This window comes from Agromyces sp. NPDC055520, from assembly GCF_053619715.1.
This window is the reverse complement of record NZ_JBSHJY010000001.1, coordinates 165,655-181,418: the sequence shown is the minus strand read 5'-3', so window position 1 is coordinate 181,418 and position 15,764 is coordinate 165,655. Positions and strand designations below refer to the sequence as shown.

Here is a 15,764-nt window from a genome sequence, read left to right as displayed (position 1 = left end):
GACGAACGGTGTCTTCACGAACTCCGCGCGACCCGTACAATCGGACTCACCATCCCGCATGCGCCCCCACGAACGCGGGACAGAGCCCGGAGGAAGAATGGCCGTCGAAGAGACCGAGTTCACGCAGGTGTTCCGCGGATACGACAAGGACGAGGTCGACAAGGCGATCAATGGACTGCGCCGCGACATCATCACCGCGAACAACCAGAGCACCGACAGCGTCAAGGAGAACAAGCGACTCCTGGCACGCATCGAAGAGCTGACCGCCGAACTCGAAGAGGTCGGCAGCCCCACCTTCTCGGGCCTCGGCACCAAGCTCGAGAACACCCTGCGCGTCGCGGAGGAGCAGTCCACCCGCCTCATTGCCCAGGCCGACATCGACGCGGAGAAGCTGCGCCGCTCCGCTGAAGACGAAGCGCACCTCATGCGCTCCGACGCCCACGAGCTCGCCGAGCGCACGCTCACCGAGGCGCGCGCACAGGCCAATCGCATCCTCGAGAACGCGCGCTCCGAAGCCGATGACATGGTCTCGCGCTCGCACGAGGCGAGCGAGCAGCTGCGCCAGGACGCCGCCCGCGACGCGGCGGCGATCCGCGGCGCCGTCGCGACCGAGACCGCTGAGATCCGCACGAGCGCCAAGCGCGAGTCCGCGGCGATGATCGCCGCAGCCGAGCGCAAGTCGAGCGAGATCCTCGTCGCCGCCAACTCCGAGGCGACCGAGGCCCGTGCCACTGCGGCGGGGCTCACGCAAGAGACCGAGCAGACCCGCGCAGAGGTCGCCATCGAGCTCGACCGCGCACGCGCCGAACTCGCCCGCGAGAGCGAGCAGGCCCGCATCGACCTCGCGGCCGAGACCGAGCAGTCGCGTCTCGACCTCGAGCGCGAGTCGGCCGAGGCGCGCGCCGCCATCGACGCCGAGATCGCAGAGCGACGCGCCGCGCTCGTGCACGAACTCGACCAGGCCCGCAGCGACCTCGACCGCGAGCTCGAGGGCATCAGGGCCGAGCTCACGCAGCAGCGCGATCAGGCGAAGGTCGACCTCGACCGCGAAGCCGAGGCCGCTCGCCTGAAGCTCCAGCACGAGCTCGAGCGCATCCGGGCCAAGCACGCTGCCGACCTCGAGCAGATGCGCGCCGACCTCGCCCTCGAGCAGGAGCAGGCACGCGCCGACTTCGACGCAGAGTCCGAGCAGGGCCGCATCGACCTCGACAACCAGCTCACCGCGATGCGCAAGAAGACCACGCACGAGGTCAACCGCATGCGTCGAGAGATCGAGAAGGCGCATCTCGACCTCGAGTCCGAGCTCTCGACCAAGCGCGACGAGGCCGAGCAGGAGCTGCTCGCCGCCCATCAGGAAGCGGTGGCGCAGACGCAGAAGTTCCTCGAGGACGCCAACGCCGAACTCGCCGAGGCGGTCGCCCGCACGGCAGAGAGCCGCGCCGAGGCCGACCGCCTCGAGACCGAGGTGCGCGCTGACATCGCCGTCGTCCGCGACAAGGCCGACGACGATGCCCGCGCCCGCATCGCCGCCGCACACGAGCAGGCCCGCAAGCTCATCAGCGATGCAGAGGAGCGCACCCGCGCTCTCGTCGCCGACGCCGAAGACCGTCTCTCGCAGATCAAGATCGAGCGCGACGCCGTCGCGGGCTACTTCGAGAGCCTCCGCGGCGTGCTGACGCAGGCGGAACAGATCGCGGCGAAGACCAAGTAGCGTTCGACGAGAAGGTGCGGACGCTTCGATGAAGATCCAGAACGCGTTCCGCATCGGGCTGGTCGGCACCCTCGGCGTGGGTGTCGGCCTGCTCATCCTCAGTTCGATCGTGACCTTGTCGACGATCATCGCCTACGTCGGCATCGCGTTGTTCCTGGCCCTCGGCCTCGACCCGGCCATCAGCTGGTTCGAGCGCCGAGGGCTTCCGCGTTGGGCGGCGATCGTCATCGTGATGAGCGGGGTCGGCCTGCTCGTCGCCGCACTCGTCGTCGCCGTCGCGCCGATCATCGTCGACCAGGTCAGCCAGCTCGTCGACGAGATTCCGAGGATCGTCGCCCGCGTCGAGTCGCAAGACTGGATCGAGTATCTGAGAGACCAGTTCCCGCAGGTTCCCGTCGACCAGATCAACGACCAGCTCGCGAACGGTCTCACCGACTTCTTCACCAATCCCGACAAGCTGAGCGAGCTCGCCGGCGGCGTGCTCCAGGTTGCGGTCGCGATCGGCGTCGGAGTCTTCGGCGTCGTCATCGTCTTCATCCTGACGCTCTACTTCGTCTCGTCGCTCAGCACGATGAAGCGGGCCGCCTACCAGCTCGTGCCGGCGTCGAAGCGCGAGCGTTTCGCCGACCTGACCGAGCAGATCACCCAATCGGTCGGGCGCTACGTGCTCGGCCAGGTCTCGCTCGCGGCCGTCAACGGCGTGGCGAGCTTCATCTTCCTCTCGATCATCCGCGCGCCGTTCCCGGCCGTGCTCGCCTTCATCGCCTTCCTGTTTTCGCTCGTGCCGCTCGTCGGCACGCTGAGCGGTTCGATCGTGATCGTGCTCGTCTGCCTCATCCCGGGTCTGGGGTCGCCGCTCACTGCGCTCGTCGCGGCGATCTACTACATCGTCTACATGCAGGTCGAGGCATACGTGCTGAGCCCGCGCATCATGAACCGCGCGGTGAAGGTGCCGGGCGCACTCGTCGTCATCGCCGCGCTTGCCGGCGGATCGCTCGGCGGAGTGCTCGGCGCACTCGTCGCCATCCCGGTGGCAGCGGCGATCCTGCTCATCGTCAAGCAGGTCGTGGTGCCGCACCAGAACGAGCGCTGAGCGCGGCGGATCAGTCGGCGTCGCGCGGCCAGACCGTGGGCAACGGCAGCGCCGAGGGGTTGACCACCCCGACGATCTCGTCGAGCACCCGACGGGTCTGGGACTCGCCGACCCACAGGTGCTTGCCGCCCGCCACGTCGATGCGCGTGATCTTCGGCACCCCCGCGAATCGCGATTCGGCCTCGGGCGGGCGCAGGTAGTCGTCGAACTCGGGAATGAGTGCGACGAGGTCGGGCGCGGCGTGCTGCCAGCGGGCGAGCTCGGCCTCGCTCGTGCGGTGCAGCGGCGGCGACAACAGGATGGCTCCGTCGATGCCGTGGTCGAGCCCGTATTTGAGTGCGAGCTCGGTGCCGAACGACCAGCCGACGAGCCAGGGATGCGGCAGAGCTCGCTGCTCGACGAACGACATCGCCGCAGCGACATCCGCTCGCTCTGCGATGCCCTCGCCGAACGCGCCCTCGCTCGTGCCGCGCGGCGACGCGGTGCCGCGCGTGTTGAACCGCAGCACCGCGAGGTCGGCGAGCGCAGGCAGCCGCGCGGCCGCCTTCCTGATGATGTGCGAGTCCATGAAACCGCCGGCGGTCGGCAGCGGATGCAGCGTGACGAGCGTCGCGACGGGCGGCCGATCCATCGGCGTGGCCAACTCGCCGACGAGGGTGAGCCCGTCGGCCGTGTGCAGTTCGATCTCTTCGCGACGGGCCGGCAGTTCGACGCCCGCGCGGATCTCGATGGTCGTGTCACTCATACCGCGCCGATCCTCCAGCAGTGGATGTGCCAATGACGACGCGAGGCCAGGTCGGCCGCATCGCCGAGCACGCCGTCGGCGCGCCAGGCTACGAGGTGCGCGACGCCCGGCACGACGTCGAGGCCGCATCCGGGGCAGAGGTATGCCTTGACCGCCTGCACTTCGGAGACCGGCTGCACGTTCCATTCGCGGCCGCCCCGCACCTCGGTGCGTCGCCACCCCGAGGTGAGCCGCTCGACGTCGAGGGCGGGGTGCTCGTCACGGGCACGGGCCGCCCGGCTCCGGGGTCGGTTCGAGCGTGCCATGCGATCCAGTCTAGGCGCGTGCAGCAGGTGCGCTGTTCCGCCGGGCGACCTGGGGCCGGCCTGAGTCCGGCTTAGTACCAGCCGACGTCTTGCGAGTGCGCCCACGCGCCGCAGGGGGTGCCGTAGCGGCCCGAGACGTAGCCGAGGCCCCACTCGATCTGCGTGGCGGCGTTGGTCTCCCAGTCGGCGCCCGCTGTGGCCATCTTCGACCCGGGCAGCGCCTGCGGGATGCCGTAGGCGCCGCTGCTCGCGTTGTAGGCGTTGACCCGCCAGCCCGACTCCTTGCTCCAGAGCGCCACGAGGCAGTCGAACTCGCTCGACGGCCAGCCGCGCGCCGCGACGGCACCCGCCGCGTACGCCTGAGCGGATCCGGGATCGGGGGTCACCGCCGGAGGGGCCCAGCCGCTGCCGGCGCTCGTCGATGCGGGCGCGAGCCTGACCTCGGGCTTCTTCTCGACGTCGTACCCCTCGCGGGTGACGTCGATCGAGTAGTCGCCCTCGACCTCGAAGGCCTGCACGCTCGCCCCGCCGAAGCGGTCGGCGCCGTCGGCGAAACTCGATGACGCGGTCGCGCCCGAGAACGGGTCGACGACATTCACCAGGAGGAAGCTGACGGATGCGGCGAATGCGAACACGACCGTCGCGGCCTGCTTGACGCGGCCCACCCTCGGCGTTCGCGCCGCGCGTGTTCGCACCGAGGTCACCTGGGCGGCCGTCGATGCCGTCGCCTCTGGACGCGACCCGGCGGTCTCGTCGATTCCAGCATGTCTACCCACGGTTCGACGAGTGTACCGAAAGCGAGGTGCCGGGCACCAACTCGACGCGCGTGCTCATCGCACCGCGAGCATGACGTCGACGACGGCGTCGAGGAGGAGATCGACCTGCGCCTCGCGGTAGCCGCCGCGCTGGGTCTTGAACACGACCGCGCGCACATCGTCGATCGCGATCGGCCACCCGTCGCTGAAGTACCTCGAGAGCTTGTCGGCGAAACGGTCGACGTCGCGCGTGCTGTAGCCGCGCACGAGCGGGGCGACCCGGTCGAAGCGCTGTCCTTCGGGGCGGGCGAGCCGATTGGAGACCACCTGAGCCGTCGTGCGCGCCTCGCGCAGCCACGCGTCGCTGCCGTGCAGCTGCGCGGCGACCTGACGCTCCTGCGCGGCGAAGGCGTCTTCGAGGCGCTCGAGCGCCTGGTCGACGTGCGTCGTCGAGTAGCCGCCCTTCTGCATGCCGAACGCGGTGAGCCTGATGCGATCAGAGGTCAGCGGCGCATCGTCGGGTCTGGCGGTGCCGTCGTAGGCGCGTCGCGCCAGCTGGAGGAACTCCTCGACCTGGGCCGTGTTGTATCCGAGCTTCGGCTTTCGTGCGCGGGGGAAGGTGGCGTCCACCGCTCCATTATTGCGGAGCATCGACGCGGAAGCGCTCAACCGAAGATCCGGAACGCGACGAAGGCGACCGCCGCCGAGGGCAGGATCGAGTCGAGCCGGTCGAGGAACCCGCCGTGGCCCGGCAGCCACGAGCTCATGTCTTTGATGCCGATGTCGCGCTTGATCAGCGATTCGACGAGATCGCCGAGCGTCGCACTGAGGAAGATCGCTGCACCGAAGATGAGACCGAACCACCAGGTGTTGCCGAGCATGAGCGTCGAGAGCAGCACACCGGCGACGAGACTCGCGGCGCCGCCTCCTGCGAAGCCCTCCCACGTCTTCTTCGGGCTGATCACGGGCGCCATCTTGTGCTTGCCGAACATGAGCCCGAACGCGTAGGCGCCCGTGTCGGCTGCGACCGCGACGATGATGAACGCGAGCGTCCAGAGCTCGCCGCCGTCGGCCGCCGTGAGCACCACCGCGAACGTCGCGAGGAACGTGACATACCCCTGAACGAACCCGCCGGCGACGAGGTCGCGGCCGAGGTCGCGGCCCGGGCGTCGCAACGACGGCACGGCCTGTTCGCCGATGCGCCAGAGGGTGACGACGAGGATGCCGCCGAGCACGGCGAGCAACTGCCCGCCTGCTCCACCGTAGTAGGCGAGCGGCACGGCCGCCACGGCGACGACGACCGTCGGAATGCGCGGAACGTGGTAGTCGGCCTTGCGAAGCGCTTGAGCGAGCTCGTAACTCGCGAAGCCCGCGATGAGCACCGCGAAGAGCATGAACAACTCTTTGACGACGAGGAGGCTGAGGAGCAGCGCCACGCCGAAGCCGAGGCCGATGAGGGTCGCGAGGATCAGGTTGCGGCCGGTGCGCGCCTGGATCTTCTCTTGCGCTTGATCGAACTGCGCCTTCGACGCCTCGAACTGGCGCTCGAGATCGGCCTTCCGGGCGTTCACCTGCGCTCGGAACTCCTCGCGCGAGGTACGTTCGCCTCCCCGGGCGTCCGACTGATCCTCTTCTGGGACGCCCGACATCGTCTGCCTCAGACCTCGAGGAGTTCGGCTTCCTTGCGCTTCAGGGCGTCGTCGATCGCGTCCACGTGGGACTTCGTGATCTGCTCGAGCTCCTTCTCAGCGCGCGAAACCTCGTCATCGCCGACATCGCCCTTGAGCGCGTCGAGGTCGTCCTTCGTCTTGCGACGGATGTTGCGCACCGAGACGCGCGCGTCTTCGGCCTTGCCGCGCACGATCTTGACGAACTCGCGGCGACGTTCTTCAGTCAGCTCGGGCAGCGTGACCCGGATGATGTTGCCGTCGTTCGACGGGTTCGCGCCGAGGTTCGGGGTGTCGCGGATCGCCTGCTCGATGTCTTTCAGCGCGGACTTGTCGTACGGGGTGACGACGAGCGTGCGCGCCTCGGGGTTCTGCATCGAAGCGAGCTGCGCGAGCGGCGTCGGCGTGCCGTAGTAGCTCACCAAGATCTTCTGGAAGAGCTGGGGGTTCGCCCGGCCGGTGCGAACACTCGAGAAGTCGTCTTTGGCGACCTCTACCGCCTTCTGCATGCGTGCGGTGGCATCGGAAAGTACGTCCGCGATCACGGGGGCTCCTTCTGGTTCGCTACTCGGAACAGTCTATCGACTGGCGGCGGGCTCGCCGTTGCTGACGATCGTGCCGAGCTCGGCGCCGAGAAGCGCCTTGGTGACATTGCCGTGCGGCGCCATGCCGAAGACCTGCATCGGCATGCCGTTGTCCATGCAGAGGCTGAACGCGGTCGAGTCGACGACCTTGAGTCCGCGCTGCAGCGCCTCCTGGTAGCTGATGCGATCGATCTTGTGCGCGTCGGGGTTCGTGCGCGGGTCGTCGGAGTAGACGCCGTCGACGCCGTTCTTGGCGACGAGCACCACCTCGGCATCGATCTCGAGGGCACGCTGCGCGGCCACCGTGTCGGTCGAGAAGTAGGGCAGGCCCGCGCCGGCGCCGAAGATGACGACGCGGCCCTTCTCGAGGTGTCGCTCTGCGCGACGCGGAATATAGGGCTCTGCGACCTGCGTCATCGAGATCGCCGACTGCACGCGCGTCTCGGCGCCGGCCTGCTCGAGGAAGTCCTGCAGGGCGAGCGCGTTCATGACCGTGCCGAGCATGCCCATGTAGTCGGCCCGGCCGCGGTCCATGCCGCGCTGGGAGAGCTCGGCACCGCGGAAGAAGTTGCCGCCGCCGACCACGATCGCGATCTCGACCGAGCGTGCCGCATCGGCGATCTCGCGCGCGAGTGCGCTGATCACGTCGGGGTTGACGCCGAGGGAACCGGCGCCGAACGCCTCCCCTGAGAGCTTCAACAGGACCCTGCGCTTGTGTTCCGTCATCCCGACCGATCCTTCCCCTCTGGGGTCAAAGCTACTGGTTCGCCGCGCCCGGCGCAGTGCCGGGTCGCAGGCGTGTTCGGCGGGCGCGGCCCGCCATGCGTCCGGAATCGTTCCGGACACAGCAAAGGAGTCCGGATCGCGAACGATCCGGACTCCTTCGAGGCACCTAGGCGCCGACCTTGAAGCGAGCGAAGTCGCTCACCGTGAGACCCGCACCTTCGAGCACCTTGGCGACGGACAGCTTGTTGTCTTTCGCGTAGTCCTGTTCGAGCAGTGCGACCTGCTTGAAGAAGGCGCCGACGCGACCCTCGACGATCTTCGGAAGGGCGGCCTCGGGCTTGCCCTCCTCGCGCGAGATCTGCTCGACGATCGTGCGCTCCTTCTCGACCAGCTCTGCAGGCACGTCGTCGCGCGAGAGGTACTCGGGGTTCGCGAACGAGATGTGCTGAGCGACCGAACGAGCGGTCTCGGCGTCGGTGCCGGCGTAGCCGAGCACGACACCGACCTGCGGCGGGAGGTCTTTCGACGTCTTGTGCAGGTAGATCGAGAACTGCTCGCCCGTGACGAGGCGGATACGACGGAGCTCGACCTTCTCGCCGAGGATCGCAGCCTCCTCGTCGATCACGGTCGCGACGGTCTTGCCGTCGGCCGGAGCGGCGAGTGCGGCTTCGAGGTTCTCGGCGCGGGCCGCTGCGACGGCAGCGAGCACGCGGTCGGCGAGGCCGACGAACTTGTCGCCCTTGGCGACGAAGTCGGTCTCGCAGGCGAGCTCGATCATGGTCGCGGTGCCGTCGCCGTTGTCGACGGCGGCGACGAGGCCCTCTGCTGTGGAGCGGTCGGCGCGCTTGGCGTTGCCCTTCGCACCCTTCAGGCGGAGGATCTCGACCGCCTTCTCCATGTCGCCGTCGGCTTCGACGAGGGCATTCTTCGTGTCGACCATGCCGGTGCCGAGGCGCTCGCGCAGGGTCTTGACGTCTTCGAGAGTGAAGTTGGCCATATCTGAAGGTCTCCTGGACTCGTGGTCTTACTTGGACTCGGCGGCGTCAGCAGCCTCGACGGCCTCAGCAGCCTCGGCCGCTTCAGCGCCCTCGACGTCAGCGGCCGACTCGGTCGCTGCGACCTCGGTCGCGGCCTCGTCGACGACCTCGGCCGCTTCGGCCTTGGCCTCTGCGACGGTCTCGGCAACGACCTCGGTCTCGGCCGAAGCCTGCGCCGGGGTGGTCTCGGAGCCGGCCTGGAGGAGCTCCTGCTCCCACTCGGCGAGGGGCTCGACGGCGGAGACGTTGCCCTCGGCCTCGGGCTTCTGGTGGCGCTCGATGAGGCCCTCGGCAGCAGCGTCGGCGACGATGCGGGTGAGCAGGCTCACGGAACGGATCGCGTCGTCGTTGCCCGGAATCGGGTACTGCACCTCGTCGGGGTCGCAGTTCGTGTCGAGGATGCCGATGACGGGGATGCCGAGCTTGCGCGCCTCGTCGATCGCGAGGTGCTCTTTCTTGGTGTCGACGACCCAGAGCGCCGACGGCGTCTTCGTCAGGTTGCGGATACCGCCGAGCGACTTGTGCAGCTTGTCGAGCTCGCGCTTCTTGATCAGGAGTTCCTTCTTGGTGAAGCCACTCGTGGTGCCTTCGAAGTCGAGCTCCTCGAGCTCCTTCATGCGCGCGAGGCGCTTGGAGACCGTCTGGAAGTTGGTGAGGAGGCCGCCCAGCCAGCGCTGGTTCACGTAGGGCTGGCCGACGCGGGTCGCCTGCTCGGCGATCGCGTTCTGCGCCTGCTTCTTGGTGCCGACGAAGAGGATGGTGCCGCCGTGGGCGACCGTCTCGCGCACGAAGTCGTACGTCTTGTCGATGTAGGCGAGCGACTGCTGCAGGTCGATGATGTAGCTGCCCGAACGCTCCGTGAGGATGAAGCGCTTCATCTTCGGGTTCCAACGGCGGGTCTGGTGCCCGAAGTGCACGCCGCTGTCGAGCAGCTGGCGAATGGTGACGACGGCCATGAGCCGTACTCCTTTGTTCTCAGTTGTCGCTCCGGCCGGCGGCTGGAGCCCTGGCGCCCGGCACGGCTCCGCCTGTTTCTGCTCTTCGCAGAGACGGGACTGAGTGGAGTCGTCGGCCGAATTGGCGCGCGTAGTCACCCCGGAAGACCGGGGTGCTCCCGATACTCTACCACCGGCACTCCTCCTCCCCAACCGCGGCCGGCACGGGATCCTCCACAACTTCGGCGGCAGAGCGAGCGGATGCCGCGTGCACGACGATCCTCGAAGGATGAACGCGCATCTACCGAATCATCCGCGCTCGACCAACGGGCGACGTCGCACTCGCCGGTGGTCGAGCGCCGCGGCATCCGTGCTCTCGGTCGCAACGCTGCTCGCCCTCACCGCGGCCGCCCCCATGGCCGCGGCGCGGGCATCCGGCGACGTCGCGGCGATGAGCGAGCGGCGCGCCGCCTCCGAGTATCCCGGGCAATGGCGCTGGCCAGTCGGCGCGCCCATCCGGGTGGTCTCGCCGTTCCGCGCCCCGCCGACGCCGTACCAGGCCGGTCACCGCGGCATCGACGTGGCGGCCGAGGCCGAGGCACCCGTGTTCGCGGCAGCGGGCGGCGTGGTCAGCTACGCCGGCATGGTCGCCGGGCGCCCGGTCGTCGCGATCGACCACGGCGACGGCGTGGTGAGTGCGATCGAACCGGTCGAGACGCTCGTCGCCGCGGGAACCGCCGTCGCGGCCGGCGACCCGATCGGCATCGTCTCGACGGGCGGCCATTGCGCATCGGGGTGCGTGCACTTCGGGGTGCGGGTCGACGGCGAGTACGTGTCGCCCTTCCTGTTCCTCGGTGGTCTGCCGAGAGCCGTGCTGCTGCCGCTCCCCTGATTCGAGAGCGGCCTGGCCGCCGCCCTCGCTGGGCCTCACGCCCGCGGGTGGGCGGTGCGATAGCTCTGCTTGAGTCGCTCCGACGAGACGTGCGTGTAGATCTGGGTCGTGCCGAGGCTCGCGTGGCCCAAGAACTCCTGCACCGCGCGCAGATCGGCGCCGCCGTCGAGCAGGTGGGTGGCGGCACTGTGACGGAAGGCGTGCGGGCCGCTCGGCCCCGAGCCCGGAATCTCGGCGAGGATCGCGGCGACGAGCCGATAGACGCTGCGCACACCCAGTCGCGCGCCGCGGGCGCCGAGGAACACCGCCCGCGTCTCGGGCGGCGTCGCGCCCGAAGCCGAAGCCGAAGCCGAAGCCGAAGCCGAAGCCAGGATCGCCGGCCGGGCTTCTTCGAGGTACCGGTCGACCGCACGGGCGGCCGGAGCGCCGTACGGCACCATCCGCTCTTTGGCGCCTTTGCCGAGCACCCGCACGATGCGTCGACGGCGATCGACATCTTCGATGTCGAGGCCGACGAGTTCCGAGACGCGCAGCGCCGAGGCGTACAGCAGCTCGATGATCGCGAGGTCGCGCACCTCGGTCGGCGCGCCGTCGGCGGCTCGGGCCGCGAGGGCTGCGAGGGCCTCGGCGACGGCCTGTTCGGTGACGACACGCGGCAGGGTGCGCTGTGCGCGGGGCGCTTTCAGCCGCGCTCCGGGGTCGGCCTCGAGCACGCCTCGCCGGGTGAGCCAGGCGGTGAACCCCCGAGCGGATGCCGCGCGGCGGGCGATGCTCGTTCGGGCCAGGCCGCGCTCTGTCTCCGTCCAGAGCCAGTCGCGCAGCAGCGCCAGATCGATCGTCGCGGCCTCCGCCGCCCCGCGGGCCTCGGTGAAGGCGATGAGCTCGACGAGGTCGCTCCGGTACGCCGCGACCGTGTGCGGCGAGTAGCCGCGTTCGACCGCGACGTGCGACAGGTAGTCGCCCAGCAGCTCGTCGAGGTTCACGAGTCCAGCTTGCTCCCGCCCTGGTCGACCGCGCGTGCGGCGCGCCCGACCGCCGCGCGCATCACAGGTCGGGCTTGCGCGAGAAGCGCTCAAGACGCTCGTCGGGCGACAGCGACTCGACCTCGTCGAGGAACCGCTCATCGAGCGTCGTCACCGCCGGGAATCGCCCGACCGGTACGACCGAGGTCACGACCCCCTCGGGGTAGAAGTGCACGAGCGAGAACGAGCGGCCGCCGTCGACGCCGACGAGGGTGCGCGGCGACCTCGTGAGATCCATCGTGTACGCCGTGGCACCGGCGACCGAGACGGGAATGCCCGCGAAGCTGCCGTTCGTGGCGTAGTGCAGGTGTCCGCCGAGGATCAGCCGCACGTCACTGCCGCGCACGACCTCGGCGAAGCGGTCTTGACCGCGGAGCTCGAGCACGTCCATGAGTGCGAGCGGCGTGGCGATCGGCGCGTGGTGCATCGCGATGACGGTGCCGTGGGCTGCGGGTTCGCCGAGTACCCCGGTGAGCCAGTCGAGCGAGGCGTCGTCGAGTTGGCCGTGGTGATATCCCGGCACCGAGGAGTCGAGCGCGACGATGCGCAGCCCGTCGACGTCGAAGACGCCGTTCACGGGCGCATCGCCCGCAGGCTCGCCGAGCAGGTCCGTACGGAACACCGCGCGCTCGTCGTGGTTGCCCATCACCCAGAGAAGTCGGGCGCCCGCCCGTTCGGCGAGTGGCTCGAGCGCGGCCCGTGCGAGGCGATAGGCGTCTGGCTCGCCGAGATCTGCGATATCGCCGGTGACGACGATCGCATCGATCGACTCGCCCATGCCGCCGAGCTGTGCCGAGAGCTGTTCGAGCGCCGCGACCGTGTCGGCGACGCCGCCGAGGAGTGCGCCGCCCCGCAGAAGGTGCGTGTCGCTCACGTGCGCGATGACGTGCCGGGCCGCCGGATACCGGCCGAGTTGCGGGTGCTGCATCGAACCCTCCTTCCGCCGCCAGCCTATGACCCGCTGCCGACACGGCGCACCGACGCACCGTCGCACCTCAGCCGCGCCCGACCCGCAGCCAGCCGAGCGGATGCCGGCGCACGAGCGCCGCGGCCTCGAGCCCGCCGAGCACGCCCATCACCGAACTCGGCGCCATGCCGCACCGCCGTGCGACGTCGGCCAACTCGCGCGGGCTGCGGGTGCTGAGCGCGTCGAGCACTCGCACCGCATCGGGGGATGCCGCCGTACCGCGCTGAGATGCGCTGCCCCGGTCGGACGCGCCGCCCCGCCGGGACGCGCCTCGGCCATCGCCGGGCTCCAACCCGAGGTCGAGTTCGACGCTCGTGTCGCGAACTGCGCCGCGGGATGGGCGTCGCGCGGCTCCCCCGGCGAGCTCGGCCATCTGCTCGGCGTCGGTGACGCAGACGGCGTAGTTCTCGCGAAGCAGTCGGTGGCAGCCCGCCGAGGCCGGACTCGTGACCGGGCCGGGCACTGCACCGAGCGGCCGACCGAGCGTGGCCGCGTGGTTGGCCGTGTTGAGCGAGCCCGAGCGGAACCCCGCTTCGAGCACGACCGTGGCCTCACTCGCGGCTGCAATGAGTCTGTTGCGCTGCAGAAAACGCCACTTCGTGGGCGCGACGCCGCACGGAACCTCGGAGACCACGGCCCCGGTCTCGACGATGCGCGAGAGCAGCGTCTCGTGGCCCATCGGGTAGAACCGGTCGACGCCGCCGGCGAGGAACGCGACGGTCGTGCCATCGCTCGCGAGCGCGGACCGGTGCGCCATGCCGTCGATGCCGTACGCGCCGCCCGAGATGATCGTGAAGCCGCGGTCGACGAGCCCGGCGGATGCCTCCATCGTCACGTGCTCGCCGTACCCGGTCGCGGCACGTGCACCGACCAGCGCGATCGAGGCGGCCGACCCGTCGAGCGCACTCGTGCGCCCGCGAACCCACAGCCCGAGCGGTGCGTGCACGTCGAGCTCGTCGACGCCGATCGGCCAACTCGGGTCGCTCGAGATCAGCAGCTTCGCGCCGACCCGCGCCGCCTGCTCCAGCGACCGTGCGAACGCGGGATGGTCGAGCCGCGGCATCCATCGTTCGATGCCGTTCGTCGCCTCGTGCAGGCCGACGTCGCCGCCGGCTTGCACGAGCGTGTCGACGAACCGCTCGGGGCTGACGGCGTCGAGCAGCAGGCCCGCCGTCGAGACCGCCCCGATCGCTTCGACCGCCCGGCCGAGCAGACCGTCGCCGGGTTCGGCGACCGAGCCGAGGAACGCGCGGGCGTAGACCTCGTCGAGCGCGGCGGCGTCGTCGATCGGCACAGGTCGAACGGCGCTGAGCCGGGCGTGCAGTCCGGCAGCGAGGGCGCGCACGGTGGTCGAGACGATGATGCTCACAGCGGGAGCCCCTTTCTGAGGAAGAGCGCACGGCCGACGTGGTCGAGATTCGGGAGGTCGACGCCGTCGAGGTCGGCCAAGGTCCAGGCGACTTTGAGAATCCGGTCGTAACCGCGCATGGTCACTCCGCCGAGTTCGAGCGCCCGGTCGAGGTCGGCGGTCGCCCGGCCGCCCGGGTGCAACCCGCCTGCGCCGCGCAGCCACGGGCCGGGCATCTGCGCGTTCGTGCGCCACGGAGTGCCGTGCAGACGGCGGGCGGCGCGGGCCCTCGCCTCGACGACGCGATCGCGAGCGACCGCACTCGACATGCCCGGCCGATCGGCCGCGAGGCGGAGTCCGGCGGCCGTGATGCGCGGCACCTGCAGCTGGACGTCGATGCGGTCGAGGAGCGGCCCCGAGATGCGGGCGAGGTAGCGACGCCGTGAGTTCGGCAGGCACGTGCACTCGGCGTTCTTCGAGCCGTGGTTGCCGCACGGGCACGGATTCGCCGCGAGCACGAGTTGGAAGCGCGCCGGGAACGCGGCGACCGCGTTCGCGCGGTGGATGGAGATCGTGCCGGACTCGAGGGGCTGGCGCAGCACGTCGAGCACCGCCGACGGGAACTCGGGCGCCTCGTCGAGGAACAGCACGCCGTGCGAGGCGCGCGCCGCCGCACCGGGTCGGATGAGCCGGCTGCCGCCGCCCACCATCGCCGCCGCCGTGGCCGTGTGATGCGGCGCCTCGAACGGTGGTCGGTGCGAGAGCCCCGCGAGCGGAGGCCGCCCCGAGAGCGAGCGGAGCGAGGCGACCTCGAGCGCCTCGTCGGAGTCGAGATCGGGCAGGATGCCCGGAAGGCGGGACGCGAGCATCGTCTTGCCCGCGCCCGGCGGACCGAGCAGGAACACGTGGTGCCCGCCGGCCGCGGCCGCGAGGAGCGCCTGCACGGCGTCGTCGTTGCCCGACACGTCGGCGAGGTCGCCGTGCGGCTCGTCGACCGACCCGGCGAGATCGAGCCGGTCGGGTGCGGGCACGGGCTCGAACACCCGCTCGTCGAAGACGCCGCCGTGATGCACCGCGGCCTCGAGCAGCGATGCGACGGCGATGACATCGACCCCCGGCACCAGCCGGGCCTCGTCGCCGTTGGCCGCGGGCACCATCACGGTGTCGTAGCCGGCGCGCACCGCGGCCAGCACGGCCGGCAGGATGCCGTCGATCGGTCTGAGCCGGCCGTCGAGGCCGAGCTCGCCGAGGTGCACGACCCGCTCGACCGATTCGGGCGAGATGTCGCCGGCCGCCGCCAGGCAGGCGATCGCGATCGCGAGGTCGAACCCCGAGCCGTGCTTGGGCAGGGCTGCGGGCGAGAGGTTCACCGTGAGCCGCCGATTCGGCAGCGGGCACCCAGCGTTCATCGCCGCAGCGCGCACGCGGTCGCGCGCTTCGCCGAGCGCCGCATCGGGCAACCCGATGATGAAGACGCCCGGAAGCTGCCCGGTGAGATCGGCCTCGACCTCGACGATCGAACCGGTCAGGCCGAGCAGTGCCACCGCCCTCGTGCGTGCGACCGGCATCAGTTGAGGCCCTCGAGGTGCTCGATGAGCGCGGGCGCCCGACTCGGGGCCAGCACGGCGACGGCGTCGAGGCGGATGCGCGAGACCGGGGCATCCGTCGCCTCGCACCAGGCGATCGCAAGGCGACGCAGACGCGCCAGCTTCACCGGCGTGATGGCCTCGAACGGGTGCCCGAAGTCGCCCGACGTGCGAGTCTTGACCTCGATGAACACCGTGTCGGCGCCGTCACGCGCGACGATGTCGATCTCGCCGATGCGACACCGCCAGTTGCGCTCGAGCACCTGCATGCCCCGCGCCTCGAGATGCTCGACCGCGAGTTGTTCTCCGTGCCGACCGAGCTCTGCATTGTGCGACATCCGCACCACCTCCGCGACCAGCGTGGCGGCTCGCGGACGACCGACCGGCCGGC

The 15,764-nt window shown here is 70.2% G+C and carries 17 protein-coding genes; 3 read left to right on the top strand and 14 right to left on the bottom strand.

The annotated features are described in order from the left end of the window. Nucleotides 1-97 precede the first annotated feature (97 nt). Together ACWGST_RS00835 and ACWGST_RS00830 are read left to right on the top strand one after the other, a co-directional pair. On the top strand, nucleotides 98-1,711 hold the full coding sequence (locus ACWGST_RS00835; protein WP_452044742.1) for a DivIVA domain-containing protein: 1,614 nt from the start codon (nucleotides 98-100) through the stop codon (nucleotides 1,709-1,711). A gap of 28 nt (nucleotides 1,712-1,739) precedes the next feature. Beyond that, complete coding sequence (locus tag ACWGST_RS00830; RefSeq protein ID WP_452044741.1) at nucleotides 1,740-2,804, top strand: AI-2E family transporter; 1,065 nt, start codon at nucleotides 1,740-1,742, stop codon at nucleotides 2,802-2,804. 10 nt (nucleotides 2,805-2,814) lie between these two features. Here the strand turns inward: ACWGST_RS00830 and ACWGST_RS00825 are convergent, their stop codons facing one another. The 9 genes from ACWGST_RS00825 to rpsB form a co-directional block, all read right to left on the bottom strand. Continuing rightward, entirely contained in the window at nucleotides 2,815-3,549 is a 735-nt protein-coding gene (locus tag ACWGST_RS00825; protein ID WP_452044740.1) for an alpha/beta hydrolase, read from the bottom strand. Beyond that, nucleotides 3,546-3,854: a hypothetical protein gene (locus ACWGST_RS00820; protein WP_452044739.1), complete on the bottom strand. Its 309-nt coding sequence runs from the start codon at nucleotides 3,852-3,854 to the stop codon at nucleotides 3,546-3,548. The genes ACWGST_RS00825 and ACWGST_RS00820 overlap by 4 nt, the downstream gene beginning before the upstream one ends. Before the next feature lie 71 nt (nucleotides 3,855-3,925). Further along, entirely contained in the window at nucleotides 3,926-4,630 is a 705-nt protein-coding gene (locus ACWGST_RS00815; RefSeq protein ID WP_452044738.1) for an aggregation-promoting factor C-terminal-like domain-containing protein, read from the bottom strand. A gap of 54 nt (nucleotides 4,631-4,684) precedes the next feature. Continuing rightward, nucleotides 4,685-5,239: a DivIVA domain-containing protein gene (locus ACWGST_RS00810; RefSeq protein ID WP_452044737.1), complete on the bottom strand. Its 555-nt coding sequence runs from the start codon at nucleotides 5,237-5,239 to the stop codon at nucleotides 4,685-4,687. Between the two features lie 35 nt (nucleotides 5,240-5,274). After that, a complete protein-coding gene (locus tag ACWGST_RS00805) occupies nucleotides 5,275-6,180 on the bottom strand; it encodes a phosphatidate cytidylyltransferase (protein WP_452044736.1) in 906 nt (301 codons plus the stop codon). Nucleotides 6,181-6,266: 86 nt separating this feature from the next. After that, a complete protein-coding gene (frr, locus tag ACWGST_RS00800) occupies nucleotides 6,267-6,821 on the bottom strand; it encodes a ribosome recycling factor (protein ID WP_452044735.1) in 555 nt (184 codons plus the stop codon). A gap of 33 nt (nucleotides 6,822-6,854) precedes the next feature. Further along, nucleotides 6,855-7,586: a UMP kinase gene (pyrH, locus tag ACWGST_RS00795; protein WP_452044734.1), complete on the bottom strand. Its 732-nt coding sequence runs from the start codon at nucleotides 7,584-7,586 to the stop codon at nucleotides 6,855-6,857. Nucleotides 7,587-7,752: 166 nt separating this feature from the next. Next, complete coding sequence (tsf, locus tag ACWGST_RS00790; protein WP_452044733.1) at nucleotides 7,753-8,583, bottom strand: translation elongation factor Ts; 831 nt, start codon at nucleotides 8,581-8,583, stop codon at nucleotides 7,753-7,755. 27 nt (nucleotides 8,584-8,610) lie between these two features. Beyond that, nucleotides 8,611-9,579, bottom strand: a complete 969-nt coding sequence (gene rpsB / locus ACWGST_RS00785) for a 30S ribosomal protein S2 (protein ID WP_452044732.1) — start codon at nucleotides 9,577-9,579, stop codon at nucleotides 8,611-8,613. Between the two features lie 268 nt (nucleotides 9,580-9,847). On the opposite strand from rpsB, the gene ACWGST_RS00780 reads away from it, so the two are divergent. Beyond that, nucleotides 9,848-10,450: a murein hydrolase activator EnvC family protein gene (locus ACWGST_RS00780; protein WP_452044731.1), complete on the top strand. Its 603-nt coding sequence runs from the start codon at nucleotides 9,848-9,850 to the stop codon at nucleotides 10,448-10,450. Nucleotides 10,451-10,485: 35 nt separating this feature from the next. On the opposite strand, the gene ACWGST_RS00775 is transcribed toward ACWGST_RS00780, so the two are convergent. The 5 genes from ACWGST_RS00775 to ACWGST_RS00755 form a co-directional block, all read right to left on the bottom strand. Next, nucleotides 10,486-11,433 carry a tyrosine recombinase XerC gene (locus ACWGST_RS00775; protein WP_452044730.1) on the bottom strand — a complete coding sequence of 316 codons (948 nt, stop codon included), beginning with the start codon at nucleotides 11,431-11,433 and terminating at the stop codon, nucleotides 10,486-10,488. Nucleotides 11,434-11,494: 61 nt separating this feature from the next. Beyond that, nucleotides 11,495-12,400, bottom strand: coding sequence for a metallophosphoesterase (locus ACWGST_RS00770; protein WP_452044729.1), 906 nt, complete (start codon nucleotides 12,398-12,400; stop codon nucleotides 11,495-11,497). A 67-nt stretch (nucleotides 12,401-12,467) separates the two neighbouring features. Then, a complete protein-coding gene (gene dprA / locus ACWGST_RS00765) occupies nucleotides 12,468-13,808 on the bottom strand; it encodes a DNA-processing protein DprA (protein ID WP_452044728.1) in 1,341 nt (446 codons plus the stop codon). Then, on the bottom strand, nucleotides 13,805-15,355 hold the full coding sequence (locus tag ACWGST_RS00760; protein ID WP_452044727.1) for a YifB family Mg chelatase-like AAA ATPase: 1,551 nt from the start codon (nucleotides 15,353-15,355) through the stop codon (nucleotides 13,805-13,807). Before ACWGST_RS00760 ends, dprA begins: the two co-directional genes overlap by 4 nt. Continuing rightward, complete coding sequence (locus ACWGST_RS00755; protein ID WP_452044726.1) at nucleotides 15,355-15,711, bottom strand: YraN family protein; 357 nt, start codon at nucleotides 15,709-15,711, stop codon at nucleotides 15,355-15,357. The genes ACWGST_RS00760 and ACWGST_RS00755 overlap by 1 nt, the downstream gene beginning before the upstream one ends. Nucleotides 15,712-15,764: the final 53 nt, after the last annotated feature.

What these genes read in the sequence shown, in the direction of transcription:
- ACWGST_RS00760 (WP_452044727.1), bottom strand. Translation starts at nt 15,355, where the DNA reads ATGCCGGTCGCACGCACGAGGGCGGTGGCACTGCTCGGCCTGACCGGT.
- ACWGST_RS00755 (WP_452044726.1), bottom strand. Translation starts at nt 15,711, where the DNA reads ATGTCGCACAATGCAGAGCTCGGTCGGCACGGAGAACAACTCGCGGTC.
- ACWGST_RS00820 (WP_452044739.1), bottom strand. Translation starts at nt 3,854, where the DNA reads ATGGCACGCTCGAACCGACCCCGGAGCCGGGCGGCCCGTGCCCGTGAC.
- rpsB (WP_452044732.1), bottom strand. Translation starts at nt 9,579, where the DNA reads ATGGCCGTCGTCACCATTCGCCAGCTGCTCGACAGCGGCGTGCACTTC.
- ACWGST_RS00830 (WP_452044741.1), top strand. Translation starts at nt 1,740, where the DNA reads ATGAAGATCCAGAACGCGTTCCGCATCGGGCTGGTCGGCACCCTCGGC.
- ACWGST_RS00825 (WP_452044740.1), bottom strand. Translation starts at nt 3,549, where the DNA reads ATGAGTGACACGACCATCGAGATCCGCGCGGGCGTCGAACTGCCGGCC.
- ACWGST_RS00835 (WP_452044742.1), top strand. Translation starts at nt 98, where the DNA reads ATGGCCGTCGAAGAGACCGAGTTCACGCAGGTGTTCCGCGGATACGAC.
- tsf (WP_452044733.1), bottom strand. Translation starts at nt 8,583, where the DNA reads ATGGCCAACTTCACTCTCGAAGACGTCAAGACCCTGCGCGAGCGCCTC.
- ACWGST_RS00780 (WP_452044731.1), top strand. Translation starts at nt 9,848, where the DNA reads ATGAACGCGCATCTACCGAATCATCCGCGCTCGACCAACGGGCGACGT.
- ACWGST_RS00770 (WP_452044729.1), bottom strand. Translation starts at nt 12,400, where the DNA reads ATGCAGCACCCGCAACTCGGCCGGTATCCGGCGGCCCGGCACGTCATC.
- pyrH (WP_452044734.1), bottom strand. Translation starts at nt 7,586, where the DNA reads ATGACGGAACACAAGCGCAGGGTCCTGTTGAAGCTCTCAGGGGAGGCG.